Below are 12562 nucleotides of genomic sequence, written 5' to 3' on the forward strand. Positions count from 1 at the left end.
GTGCCGTGCTCAGGTACGACGTCGTGGACGTGTTCACCTCCCGCGCTTTCGCGGGCAACCCGCTGGCCGTGGTGCACGGCGGCGAGGGGCTCGACGACGCGGGGATGCAGGCCGTCGCCCGCGAGTTCAACCTCTCCGAGACCGCGTTCCCGCTCCCGCCGACCGATCCCGCCGCCGACTACCGGCTGCGGATCTTCACCCCGCTGGCCGAGCTGCCGTTCGCCGGTCTGCCCGGCATCGGGGCGGCGTGGGTGCTCGCCTCGCAGGGGCTGCTGCGGCACGGGCCGGTGGTGCAGCAGACCGGGGCCGGGCTGCACGAGGTGGTGGTGACGCCGCGCGGCGCGACGCTGGCGGGCGGCGAGCCGGGGATCGGCCGGTCCCTCGACAGCGCGCCGCTGGCCGCCGCCCTGGGCCTGTCACCGTCCGATGTGGACGAAGGGATCGCCGCGGGCGCGGCCTCGGCGGGCATGGAGTTCACCTTCCTGCCGGTGCGGCAGGCGGCGGTGGCGCGGGCGCGTCCGGCCCCGGACCTGGCCGACCGGGTGGTGGGGCGGGGGCTGGTGCCGGTGGCGTTCGACCCGGTGGGGCGGGTGGCGCGGGTGCGGATGTTCCGCGCCACCGGCGGCGAGGACCCGGCCACCGGGAGCGCGGCGCTGGCGCTGGCCGCGTGGCTGGTCGACCGCGGGCTGCTGCCGGGCGACGGCGAGCACGAGTTCACGGTGCGCCAAGGAGCCGAGATCGATCGGCCGTCCACATTGGACGGCTGGGTGGCCGCGGTCGGCGGCCGGGCCACGCGCGTGCGCTGCGGTGGCGGGGTGGTGCCGGTGGCGCAGGGGCGGATCAGGCGACCCGGCCGCTGAACAGCCGCGCCATCGCCGCCAGCACCTCGGCGGTGTCGGCGTACCCCTTCTCCACGCACCACGGCCAGCTCGCCACCGCGCGGTGGAACACCCACCGCCGCGCCCGCTCGGCGTCCAGCTCGGCGATGTCGACCAGGGCGGCGAACCGCTCGCGCAGCCCGCGCTCGCCGTCCAGCTCGGCGACCCGGTTGCGCAGCAGCGCGATCAGCCCGACCTCGCGGTCGCCCGCCAGCGGCTTGGGGTCGATGGCCAGCCAGGGCTCGCGCTCGCCGCGCAGCACGTTGGCGTAGTGCAGGTCCTCGTTGACCAGCGTGCCGCCCGCGTCCGCGACCAGCTCCCGGCCGACCTCCACGGCCATCGCGACCAGCCGGGCGGGCACCGGCCCGCCCGCCGCGGCGTTCTGCGCCACCAGGTCGGGCACCCGCCAGCGGCGGAACTCCGGGCCCGCCGGGGTGCGCAGCCTGCGCGTCAGCCCGCCCGCGACCAGCAGCGCCTGCTCGATCGGCACGTCCAGCAGCGACCAGGTGTGGTCCAGCCGCTCCAGCAGCAGCGCGCCGTGCGCGTCGTCGTGGTCGAGCAGCCGCACCGCGCCGTCGCCGTCCCAGGCCCGCAGCGCCAGCGGCTCGCCGCGGGTCTCCTCGTCCACCCAGGTCAGCTTGAGCGCGGCCGGGTGCCCGTCGGCCCGCCGCACCGGCAGCACCAGCCCGACCGCGCCGTGCAGCGGCGGCCCGTCCGGCGACAGTCGCCAGCGCGCGCAGAACTTCGCGGCCAGCGCGGGCAGACCGGCCAGCCACGTCGCCGCCTCCGGGGGCAGCGCGTGCCCGAAGCCCTCGGGCACGGTGATCACGCGAACTCCAGGCGGTACACCGACTCCCAGCGGGGCGCGGCGTTGAGCCGGGCGGAGCGCAGCGCCGCCGCGGTGACCTCGTCCGGCTCGACCAGCCGGGCGGTGGCGGTGGCGTCGAGCAGGTGCGAGTGCGTGGACGGCGAGCGCACCGTCACCGCGCAGCGCACCCCGTCGGCCAGCCCCGGCACCTCCTGCTCGGTGCCGCCCACGGCCACCAGCACCGCGCCGTCGCGCCACAGCGCCCACACCAGCCGGGGCGCCCCGCCCGCCGGGGCGACCCAGATCGCGGCGGCCTTGCGCAGCGCGTTGTCCAGCACCTGTCCGATCTCCACCGGTTCAGCCTGCCACGACCCTGTGAATCGGGACTCACGCGATAGCGGGGTGCACGGGTGCGTGCCACCCTTCGCAGCACAGGAGTTACCGGCCGGTACGAGGAGGTACCCCAGTGGTCGACCAGCAGCGTCCCCGGCGTTCTTGCCTGGCGGTCCCCGGATCGAGCCAGAAGATGATCGACAAGGCCCGCACGCTGCCCGCGGACCAGGTCTTCCTGGACCTGGAGGACGCGTGCGCGCCGCTGGCCAAGCCGGACGCGCGCAAGACCATCGTGGCGTCGCTGAACGAGGGCGGCTGGGGCTCGAAGACGCGCGTGGTGCGGGTCAACGACTGGACCACCGAGTGGACCTACCGGGACGTGGTCGAGGTGGTCGAGGGCGCGGGCGCCAACCTGGACTGCGTCATGCTGCCCAAGGTGCAGACCGCGCAGCAGGTGCACGCGCTGGACCTGCTGCTGACCCAGATCGAGAAGACCATGGGCTACGAGGTCGGCCGCATCGGCATCGAGGCCCAGATCGAGAACGCGCTGGGCCTGACCAACGTCGACGCCATCGCCGCCGCGTCCCCGCGCGTGGAGACCATCATCTTCGGCCCGGCCGACTTCATGGCGTCGATCAACATGAAGTCCCTGGTCGTCGGCGAGCAGCCGCCCGGCTACGACGTGGGCGACGCCTACCACTACATCCTGATGCGCATCCTGATGGCCGCGCGGGCGCACGACAAGCAGGCCATCGACGGCCCCTACCTGCAGATCCGCGACGTGGAGGGCTTCAAGCGCGTGGCGGGCCGCTCGGCCGCGCTGGGCTTCGACGGCAAGTGGGTGCTGCACCCCGGCCAGATCGAGGCGGCGAACGAGGTCTACAGCCCCAAGCAGGAGGACTACGACCACGCCGAGAACATCCTCGACGCCTACGCCTACTACACCTCCGAGGCGGGCGGGAAGCGCGGCGCGGTCATGCTGGGCGACGAGATGATCGACGAGGCCTCGCGCAAGATGGCCCTGGTGATCTCGGGCAAGGGACGCGCGGCGGGCATGTCCCGCAACGACGTGTGGACCCCGCCGGAGGAGTGACGTGTCCAGCTCCCGGTCGGGACGTGGCCGTAGAGTGATCGCGTGACCGACCGGGAGCTGAAGTCGATCGAGGTGCAGGGCTACGCCTCCATCCGGTCGGCGACGGTGCCGCTGGGCAGGCTCAACGTGCTGATCGGTGCGAATGGGGCGGGCAAGAGCAACTTCATCCGGGTTTTCGAGCTGCTGGGCAGGCTCGTCGACGAAGAACTCGGGCTCTTCGTCGGGCTCAACGGAGGTGCCTCTGCGCTGCTCAACAGCACCGCGCGTGGATCAGGCATCCGGATTCGCCTCGACGAACCGCCTAACAGCTACGAAGCAGTGCTCGTACCGGCGAGCAACGATGAGTTGATCTTCGAGCGAGAAGTCGTCGAATTCCTCGGGAAGACGGGTAACAAGCGCTACAGCCGGTCCATCGGTAGCGGCAACCGCGAAACCAAGCTGCACGAAGTTGCCGGGACGGGGAGCGACGAACCCCCTTCCTCCGTGGTTGAACTGCTCAGAGGGTGCCGCGTCTACCACTTCCACGACACAAGTCGAGACGCGCCGGTGAAGCGGCTCGTGCCGACGGCGGACAACCTGGCGCTGCGCAATGACGCGGGCAATCTCCCGGCCGTCCTACTCGCCTTGGCGGACAGCGACGACCCGGTTCGCCGTGCCGCGTACCGGAGAATCGTTGGTGTGGTGCGCCAAGTGGCGCCGTTCTTCCGAGACTTCCTGCTGAGGCCGGAACAGCGGGACAGGCTTCGGCTCCGATGGCGTCAGCAGGACTCGGACGCGGTCTTCTCCGCGGACCAGATGTCCGACGGCACCCTGCGGTTCATCTGCCTGGCCACCCTGCTGCTGTCTCCGGACCTGCCCGGACTGGTGGTTCTCGACGAACCGGAACTCGGATTGCACCCTTACGCGATCATGCAGTTGGCCGGACTGTTGCAGCAGGCGTCGGCACGTAGCCAGGTCCTGATCGCGACGCAGTCGGTCACCCTGATGAACCAGTTCGGCATCGGGGACTTGATCGTGGTGGACCGGGTCGACGGCGCATCCGTCTTCTCCCGCCCGGACCACGTCCGGCTCGCAGAGTGGCTGGAGGAGTACTCGCTCGGCGAGTTGTGGGAGAAGAACCTCCTCGGTGGACGGCCGGGCGGCTACTCGTGAACATGGCCCTCCGGCGGTTGCACATCCTCTTGGAGGGGCACGCCGAGGACACCGTGGTCAGAAATCTGATCTCTCCCTACCTGGAATCGCTGGGCTGGAGCGTGTCGTCGTCACTGGTCACGACCAAGCGGCCTGCGTCAGGACCGGCTCACAAGGGTGGCATCACGAGTTGGAGGCAGGTCGAGAAGGACATTCGGCTGCTGCTCGGTAATTCCAGCCTCACCATGCTGACTACGATGTTCGACTACTACGCCTTCCCCGCAGATGCGCCCGGCATGGATGACCGCCCCACTGCGAGTGCGCACCGCCGGGTCGAGCATGTCGAACGCGCACTCGCCGAGCGGATTGGAGATAGCCGGTTCCGCCCTCACCTGGTCCTGCATGAGCTGGAGAGCTGGGTTTTCGCCGCGGCCGACGAGCTCGGGCAGCTATTGGGGGAAGCCCTTTCGTTGAAATTGCGCCGTGACGTCGAAGCAGCCGGAGGACCGGAGCTCGTCAACGACGGTTTCGCCACCGCCCCCTCGAAGCGGTTGGCCAAGTACTGCCCTGGCTACTCCAAGCCCTCCGATGGACCACTGGCCATCCAGGATCTGGGACTGGAGAAACTCCGCGAGCAGTGTCCACACCTCGACGCTTGGCTCCGGACGTTCGAAACCTGACCTCGGGGCTGTCTCGGTACAGCGCGTGGTGTAGCGCACCTTCCGAGCGCGAACGGTCGTTAACCGGTCCATACTCGCCGGTAACTCACGGCTACGAAGGGGAGAGTGCGATGGCGCGCCTGGCCCAGACCGCAGGACTGACCGACGTGCAGGAGGAGATCCTGTCCACGGTGCGCGCCTTCGTGGACAAGGAGATCATCCCGCACGCCCAGGCGCTGGAGCACGCCGACACCTACCCCGCCGACATCGTCGAGGGCATGAAGGAGATGGGGCTGTTCGGCCTGACCATCCCCGAGGAGTTCGGCGGCCTCGGCGAGTCGCTGCTGACCTACGCGCTGGTGGTCGAGCAGATCGCGCGCGGCTGGATGAGCGTGTCGGGCGTGATCAACACGCACTTCATCGTGGCGCACATGATCAAGCAGCACGGCACCGACGAGCAGAAGCGGGACTACCTGCCGCGCATGGCCACCGGCGAGGTGCGCGGCTCCTTCTCGATGTCGGAGCCGGAGCTGGGCTCCGACGTGGCCGCCATCCGCACCCGCGCGGTCCGGGACGGCGACGACTTCGTCATCAGCGGCCAGAAGATGTGGCTGACCAACGGCGGCACGTCCAACCTCACGGCCGTGCTGGTCAAGACCGACGAGGGCGCGGAGAAGGCGCACCGCAACCTCACCGCGTTCCTGGTGGACAAGCCCGAGGGCTACGGCGAGGTCGCGCCCGGCCTGACCATCCCCGGCAAGATCGACAAGATGGGCTACAAGGGCGTCGACACCACCGAGATGGTGTTCGACGGCTTCCGCGTCCCGGCCGGGCGGGTGCTCGGCGGGCAGACCGGCCGGGGCTTCCAGCACATGATGGACGGCGTCGAGGTGGGCCGGGTCAACGTGGCCGCCCGCGCGTGCGGCATCGCGCTGCGCTCGTTCGAGCTGGCCATCGAGTACGCGCAGCAGCGCCGCACCTTCGGCAAGCCCATCGCCGACCACCAGGCCATCGCGTTCAAGCTGGCCGAGATGGCCACCAAGGTCGAGGCGGCCCACCTGATGATGGTCAACGCCGCGCGGCTGAAGGACTCCGGCGCGCGCAACGACGTCGAGGCGGGCATGGCCAAGCTGATCGCCTCCGAGTACTGCGCCGAGGTGACGCAGGAGGCGTTCCGCATCCACGGCGGCTACGGCTACTCCAAGGAGTACGAGATCGAGCGCCTGATGCGCGAGGCGCCGTTCCTGCTGATCGGCGAGGGCACCAGCGAGATCCAGAAGACCATCATCAGCCGCGGTCTGCTGCGCGACTACCGGTCGCGGGGCTGAGGACGGCTCGGCGGTCACTCGTCCGGGCTCCCGGCCGCTCACCCGTGCGGTGGGCGGCCGAGCGGGTGCGGGGGCCGGGTGCCGTCCCCGATCGCCCTCATGGACGCGGTGCCGAGGGGGCCGACGTCACAGTCGCGTTGATTTCCCGGTCATCCGTTTCGCGTCGTTCGCCCGCTGTTGGCAGGATGGGGTGATCAGCACCGCGAAGAGGTGGTCACCGTGACGAGTTCCTTCTCCGGCCAGAACCGACCGGGCATGCCACCGCGCCTGCCGACGCCCCCGACGGGGTGGCCCATCGGCTCGTACGGCACCTACGAGGAAGCCCAGCGCGCGGTGGACTTCCTGGCCGACAGCGACTTCCCGGTGCAGGAGGTCACCATCGTCGGCGTGGACCTGATGCTGGTCGAGCGGGTCACCGGCAAGCTCACCTGGGGGCGCGTGCTGGGCACCGGCGCGGCCTCGGGCGCCTGGTTCGGCGCGTTCGTCGGCGTGCTGCTGAGCCTGTTCAACACCACGCCGGGGGCGGGCTTCGGGCCGATCCTGGTCGGCGTGATCACCGGCGTCGGCTTCGGCCTGATCTTCGCGGCCGTCGGCTACAGCTCGACCAGGGGCAAGCGCGACTTCCAGTCCGCCAGCCAGTTGGTCGCGGGCCGCTACGACGTGCTGTGCCAACCCCGCTCGGCCGAACGGGGCAGGGACCTGCTCGCCAAACTCGCCATGCGACCGGCGGACGCCCAAAAGGAGTAGGTTTGCCGACCGCCTCCACCGGGTAGCGCACGGTTCGGGTCTGAATCGTTGCGCAGGGTGGTTGCGGCAAGTGATCACCGGGCCTAGGTTCGTCCCACCGGTTGGCCCATCCCTGGGTCGACCGGTGGGGGCACGACGAGGTGCCGGGCGCTGCGGTCTGGCTCCTCCGTTGTTGAGAAGGAGGCGAGGCCGATGAGGGGCGCGAAACCGCGTCACCGGTTGGCCGCCGCGGGAGGAGCCGCGCTGATCGCGGCCTCGGCGCTGGCGGGCTGCGGTTCAGGTGGTGGTGGACTCACCATCAACGTCTACAAGTACCCGCAGGAGAACTTCCAGAAGATCGTCGACAAGTGCAACGAGCGCAACGCCGGGTACGAGATCGTGTACCACAAGCTGCCGCGCGAGGCGGACGGCCAGCGCGAGCAGCTGGTGCGCAGGCTGGCCGCCGGGGACACCGGCATGGACGTCCTCGGGCTCGACGTGACCTGGACCGCCGAGCTGGCGGAGGCGGGCTGGATCAAGGAGTTCACCGGCGAGGCCAAGGCGCGGGTCGAGGACGGCACGCTGGAGACGCCGCTGGAGACGGCCCGCTACGAGGGCAAGCTGTACGGCGCTCCGGACAACACCAACGTCCAGCTGCTGTGGTACCGGGGCGACCTGGTGCCCACGCCGCCGCGCACGTGGGACGAGATGATCGACATGGGCGCCCAGCTGGAGGCCCAGGGCAAGCCCGGCCTGGTCGAGGCGACCGGCAAGCAGTACGAGGGCCTGGTGGTGCTGTTCAACACCCTGGTGCGCTCGGCGGGCGGTGAGATCATCGACGACAGCGGCACCAAGGCGGTCGTGGACGACAAGGCCGTGAAGGCGCTGGAGGTGCTGAAGAAGTTCGCCACCTCCGAGGTGGTCGACCCGTCGTTCTCCAACGCCGCCGAGGACGACGCGCGCCTGGCCATGGAGCGCGGCGACGCGGCGTTCATGCTGAACTGGCCCTACGTCTACGCGGCGGCCCAGGCGAACCCGGAGTTCGCCAAGAACCTCAAGTGGGCGCCGTTCCCGTCGATCGACGGCGGGGACGCCAAGGTCACCGTCGGCGGCGTCAACTACGGGGTCAGCGCGTTCACCGAGCACCCGGAGGAGTCCTTCGACGCGGTGCTGTGCCTGCGCAGCGCGGAGAACCAGAAGTTCGCCGCGATCAACGACGGCGTGCCGCCGACCATCGAGTCGGTCTACGAGGACCCGGAGATGGCCGAGCCGTACCCGATGAAGGAAGCCATCCTGGAGACGCTCAAGAGCGCCACCGTGCGCCCGCGCACCCCGGCCTACCAGAACGTCTCGACGGTGATCTCCACCATCCTGTCGCCGCCCGCGAGCATCGACCCGCAGGCCACGGCCGACCGGCTGCGCGGCGAGCTGCAGGACGCACTGGACTCGAAGGGAGTGCTGCCGTGAGCCAGGCGACGACCCCGCGGGCGGAGACCGCACCGCGCACACCGCTGGACGCCAAGGCCAAGGCGGCGCTCAGCGAGGGCAAGAAGGCCGAGCGCAGGCTGGGGCTGCTGCTGTGCCTGCCCGCCATCCTGGTGATGGCGGGCGTGGCGGGCTGGCCGATCGTCTACTCGGTCTGGCTGTCGCTCCAGCGCTACGACCTGAAGTTCCCGGACCGGACCGAGTTCGTCGGCCTCGACAACTACGTCACCGTGCTCAGCAGCCCGTACTGGTGGAACGCCATGTGGATCACCGTGGTGATCACCGTGGTGTCGGTGGTGATCGAGCTGGTGCTGGGCATGGCGCTGGCGCTGATCATGCACCGCGCACTGGTCGGCCGCGGGCTGGTGCGCACGTCCTCGCTGATCCCGTACGGCATCGTGACCGTGGTGGCCGCGTTCTCGTGGCGCTACGCCTGGACGCCGGGCACCGGCTACCTGGCCGAGCTGGCGGGCGGCGGGCCGGTGCTGACCGAGAAGATCCCGTCGATCATGGTGGTGATCCTGGCCGAGGTCTGGAAGACCACGCCGTTCATGGCCCTGCTGCTGATGGCGGGCCTGGCGCTGGTGCCCGACGACCTGCTCAAGGCCGCGGCGATGGACGGCGCGAACGCCTGGCAGCGGTTCACCAAGGTCATGGTGCCGGTGATGAAGCCCGCGATCCTGGTGGCGCTGCTGTTCCGCACCCTGGACGCGTTCCGCATCTTCGACAACCTGTTCGTGCTCACCGGCGGCTCGCAGGGCACCGCGTCGGTGTCGATGATCACCTACAACAACCTGATCAAGGGCCTGAACCTGGGCGTCGGCTCGACCATGTCGGTGCTCATCTTCATCGCGGTGGCGATCATCGCGTTCATCTTCATCAAGCTGTTCGGCACCGCCGCTCCGGGCAGCGACAACGGGGGGAGGCGCTGATGGCGGGCATCGGTGGGGCCGAGACCACCGGCCGCAAGGTCCGCTGGTCGCTGCTCAACGCCGTCGTGGTGGTCTACGCGCTGTTCCCGGTGCTGTGGATCGTGTCGCTGTCGTTCAAGTCCAAGGCCACCCTGGCGGACGGCAACTTCATCCCGCGCGAGTGGACCCTGGAGAACTACCGGGCCATCTTCTCCACCACGGAGTTCGTGCGGGCGCTGGTGAACTCCATCGGCATCGCGCTGATCGCCACGGCCGTCGCGGTGGTGTTCGGCACCATGGCCGCCTACGCCATCGCCCGGCTGGACTTCCCCGGCAAGCGGGTGCTGGTCGGGGTGTCCCTGCTGATCGCGATGTTCCCGCAGATCTCGCTGGTCTCGCCGCTGTTCGAGATCGAGCGGTCGCTGGGGCTGTTCGACACCTGGCCGGGCCTGATCCTGCCCTACATCACCTTCGCGCTGCCGCTGGCGATCTACACGCTGTCGGCGTTCTTCCGCGAGATCCCGTGGGAGCTGGAGAAGGCGGCGAAGATGGACGGCGCGACGCCGGGCCAGGCGTTCCGCCGGGTCATCGCGCCGCTGGCCGCGCCGGGCGTGTTCACCACGGCGATCCTGGTGTTCATCTTCTGCTGGAACGACTTCCTGTTCGCGATCTCGCTGACCTCCACCGAGGCGTCGCGGACGGTGCCGGTGGCGCTGTCGTTCTTCACCGGCAGCTCGCAGTTCGAGGACCCGACCGGGTCGGTCGCCGCCGCCGCGGTGGTGATCACGATCCCGATCATCCTGTTCGTGTTGTTCTTCCAGCGTCGGATCGTCGCCGGGTTGACCTCCGGCGCTGTCAAGGGGTGAGTGCGCAATGGCCGAGATCGTCCTGGACAAGGTGAGCAAGCAGTACCCGGACGGCGCGGTGGCCGTGCGGGACGTGGACATCCAGATCGCCGACGGCGAGTTCATCATCCTGGTCGGCCCGTCGGGCTGCGGGAAGTCCACGACCCTCAACATGATCGCGGGCCTGGAGGACATCACCTCGGGCGAGCTGCGCATCGGCGGGGAGCGGGTCAACGAGCGCGCCCCCAAGGACCGCGACATCGCCATGGTGTTCCAGTCCTACGCGCTCTACCCGCACATGACGGTGAAGGAGAACATGGCCTTCCCGCTGCGGCTGGCCAAGGTGGACAACGCCACGGTGGAGAAGAAGGTCAAGGAGGCCGCGGAGATCCTCGACCTGACCCAGCACCTGGACCGCAAGCCGTCCAACCTCTCCGGCGGCCAGCGCCAGCGGGTGGCGATGGGGCGCGCGATCGTGCGCAACCCCAAGGCGTTCCTGATGGACGAGCCGCTGTCCAACCTGGACGCCAAGCTGCGCGTGCAGATGCGCACCTCGGTGTCGCGGCTGCAGAAGCAGCTGGGCACCACCACGGTCTACGTCACCCACGACCAGACCGAGGCGATGACCCTGGGCGACCGCGTGGTGGTGATGCGCGGCGGCGCGGTGCAGCAGATCGGCGCGCCGCAGTACCTCTACGACCACCCGGCCAACCTGTTCGTCGCCGGGTTCATCGGCTCGCCCGCGATGAACTTCGTGCCCGCCGGGCTGGAGAACGGCACGCTGCGCTCGCCGTTGGGCGACATCCCGCTGACCGCGCGGGTGCGGTCGATGCTGGAGGCCGCCGACGCGCCGCGCGAGGTGATCGTGGGCCTGCGCCCGGAGCACTTCGAGGACGCCCGGCTGGTCGACGAGGCGGTCCGCGACAGCGGCGTCACGTTCACCAGCCAGGTGGACGTGCTGGAGTCGATGGGCTCGGACAAGTTCGCCTACTTCACCCTCTCCGGTGAGCAGGCGACCTCCGAGGAGCTGGCCGAGCTGGCCGCTGACGCGGGCTCGGCGGACGTGCCGGGCAGCGGGGTGGCGCTGGTGACCCGGCTCTCGGCCGCCTCGTCGGCTACGCAGGGTGAGCAGGCGGAGATCTGGTTCGACGCCGACAAGGTGCAGCTGTTCGACCCCGCGACCGGGCGGAACCTCACTTACGCTGGAGAGTGAATGCCGGGAAGGGGTTGTCCGGTGCGCCGGACAGCCCCTTTGCGCTGTTCACGGAGAGTTGCTGACCAGTGCGGCTCATCGGTGCGGACGAATTCGGTGCTCCATTCAGCGCAGCACGGCGGCAACTCGCCGCAAGTCCCGTCCCACCCGCCCCGACGATCTCCACGCTGAGCGAGCGGGGGTGATCGGCCACCGCGCAGGGGATAGGGGCAGACGCATGGGCAATGAGCTGGACGGGAAGGCGGTCGTCGTCACCGGCGCGGGCCGGGGGCTGGGCGAGGCGTACGCCATGCACGCCGCGCGGGCGGGCGCCGCGGTCGTGGTCAACGACGTGGACGGCGACCTCGCCGAGCGGGTCGCGGAGCGGATCAGGGACTACGGGGGGCGGGCCGTGGCCAGCGCGCACACGGTCGCCGACCCGACCGAGGCGGAGAAGATCGTCGGCGTGTGCGTGGCCGAGTTCGGCCGCCTCGACGGCCTGGTCAACAACGCCGGGCTGAACTACGAGGCCCTGCCGTGGGACGACGACCCGGACGCCATCCGGCGGCTGGTCGAGGTCAACCTGCTCGGCGTGATCTACACCGGCACCGCGGCCATGCGCGCCATGCGCGAGCGGGGCGGGGGCGGTTCGATCGTCAACGTCTCCTCCGGCGCGTTCCTGGGCCAGCGCAAGCTGGCCACCTACTCGGCGACCAAGGGCGCGGTGGCGTCGCTGAGCTGCTCGTGGGCGCTGGACCTGGAGACCGAGGGCATCCGGGTCAACGCGGTGTGCCCGGTGGCGCACACCCGGATGGTGTGGAAGTCCGAGCGCTCGCTGCGCGCCATCCCGGCCGACCGGGTGCCGGGCAAGGTGGCGCCGCTGGTGCTGTTCCTGCTCAGCGACGCGGCGGCGGGCATCACCGGGCAGGTCGTGCGGTGCAACGGCAGGCAGCTGCACCTGATCGGCCAGCCGCACTTCAAGCCGCCGATCCTGGAGAGCGACAGCTGGGACGCGGGGTCGGTGGAGCGGGCGTTCACCGGGGTGCTGCAGGCCCACCTGGAGCCCTACGGGCTGGAGAAGCGGATGCCCCCGCGCCTGCGCGAGCTGGTGGAGCCCTCCCAAGCCGTCTGACCCCACCTGCAAGTACTACCCGTGGGCTCTCCACGAGCGTT

The 12562-nt window shown here is 70.1% G+C and carries 13 protein-coding genes; 11 read left to right on the forward strand and 2 right to left on the reverse strand.

All coding sequences use genetic code 11. The features are described 5' to 3' along the window. Window positions 1–5 precede the first annotated feature (5 nt). The gene (locus tag JOF41_RS35435) at window positions 6–860 is read left to right on the forward strand and encodes a PhzF family phenazine biosynthesis protein (RefSeq protein ID WP_209623916.1); all 855 of its coding nucleotides are present in this window, start codon (window positions 6–8) and stop codon (window positions 858–860) included. Here JOF41_RS35435 and JOF41_RS35440 read toward each other — a convergent pair. Together JOF41_RS35440 and JOF41_RS35445 are read right to left on the reverse strand one after the other, a co-directional pair. Further along, on the reverse strand, window positions 841–1707 hold the full coding sequence (locus JOF41_RS35440; protein ID WP_209623917.1) for an aminoglycoside phosphotransferase family protein: 867 nt from the start codon (window positions 1705–1707) through the stop codon (window positions 841–843). The two genes, JOF41_RS35435 and JOF41_RS35440, sit on opposite strands and share 20 nt — an antisense overlap. After that, window positions 1704–2039, reverse strand: coding sequence for a hypothetical protein (locus tag JOF41_RS35445; protein WP_229795867.1), 336 nt, complete (start codon window positions 2037–2039; stop codon window positions 1704–1706). Before JOF41_RS35445 ends, JOF41_RS35440 begins: the two co-directional genes overlap by 4 nt. A 113-nt stretch (window positions 2040–2152) precedes the next feature. On the opposite strand from JOF41_RS35445, the gene JOF41_RS35450 reads away from it, so the two are divergent. The 10 genes from JOF41_RS35450 to JOF41_RS35495 all read left to right on the forward strand — a co-directional run bounded on the left by JOF41_RS35450 (window position 2153) and on the right by JOF41_RS35495 (window position 12521). After that, a complete protein-coding gene (locus tag JOF41_RS35450; protein ID WP_189224486.1) occupies window positions 2153–3112 on the forward strand; it encodes an HpcH/HpaI aldolase/citrate lyase family protein in 960 nt (319 codons plus the stop codon). A 42-nt stretch (window positions 3113–3154) separates the two neighbouring features. Next, complete coding sequence (locus JOF41_RS35455) at window positions 3155–4264, forward strand: AAA family ATPase (RefSeq protein WP_209623918.1); 1110 nt, start codon at window positions 3155–3157, stop codon at window positions 4262–4264. A gap of 2 nt (window positions 4265–4266) precedes the next feature. Beyond that, window positions 4267–4923: a DUF4276 family protein gene (locus JOF41_RS35460; RefSeq protein ID WP_209624655.1), complete on the forward strand. Its 657-nt coding sequence runs from the start codon at window positions 4267–4269 to the stop codon at window positions 4921–4923. 110 nt (window positions 4924–5033) lie between these two features. Beyond that, a complete protein-coding gene (locus tag JOF41_RS35465) occupies window positions 5034–6230 on the forward strand; it encodes an acyl-CoA dehydrogenase family protein (RefSeq protein WP_209623919.1) in 1197 nt (398 codons plus the stop codon). 255 nt (window positions 6231–6485) lie between these two features. Next, the gene (locus tag JOF41_RS35470) at window positions 6486–6977 is read left to right on the forward strand and encodes a YflT domain-containing protein (protein ID WP_189224598.1); all 492 of its coding nucleotides are present in this window, start codon (window positions 6486–6488) and stop codon (window positions 6975–6977) included. A gap of 192 nt (window positions 6978–7169) precedes the next feature. Further along, a complete protein-coding gene (locus tag JOF41_RS35475; RefSeq protein WP_189224489.1) occupies window positions 7170–8423 on the forward strand; it encodes an ABC transporter substrate-binding protein in 1254 nt (417 codons plus the stop codon). A gap of 44 nt (window positions 8424–8467) precedes the next feature. Next, window positions 8468–9373, forward strand: a complete 906-nt coding sequence (locus JOF41_RS35480; protein ID WP_229795880.1) for a carbohydrate ABC transporter permease — start codon at window positions 8468–8470, stop codon at window positions 9371–9373. Beyond that, a complete protein-coding gene (locus JOF41_RS35485; protein WP_189224490.1) occupies window positions 9373–10218 on the forward strand; it encodes a carbohydrate ABC transporter permease in 846 nt (281 codons plus the stop codon). Before JOF41_RS35480 ends, JOF41_RS35485 begins: the two co-directional genes overlap by 1 nt. 7 nt (window positions 10219–10225) lie before the next feature. Continuing rightward, window positions 10226–11410: an ABC transporter ATP-binding protein gene (locus JOF41_RS35490; protein ID WP_189224491.1), complete on the forward strand. Its 1185-nt coding sequence runs from the start codon at window positions 10226–10228 to the stop codon at window positions 11408–11410. 217 nt (window positions 11411–11627) lie between these two features. After that, complete coding sequence (locus JOF41_RS35495) at window positions 11628–12521, forward strand: SDR family NAD(P)-dependent oxidoreductase (RefSeq protein ID WP_189224492.1); 894 nt, start codon at window positions 11628–11630, stop codon at window positions 12519–12521. Window positions 12522–12562: the final 41 nt, after the last annotated feature.

It is taken from the genome of Saccharothrix coeruleofusca (genome assembly GCF_017876325.1).
GTDB classification, from domain to species: domain Bacteria; phylum Actinomycetota; class Actinomycetes; order Mycobacteriales; family Pseudonocardiaceae; genus Actinosynnema; species Actinosynnema coeruleofuscum.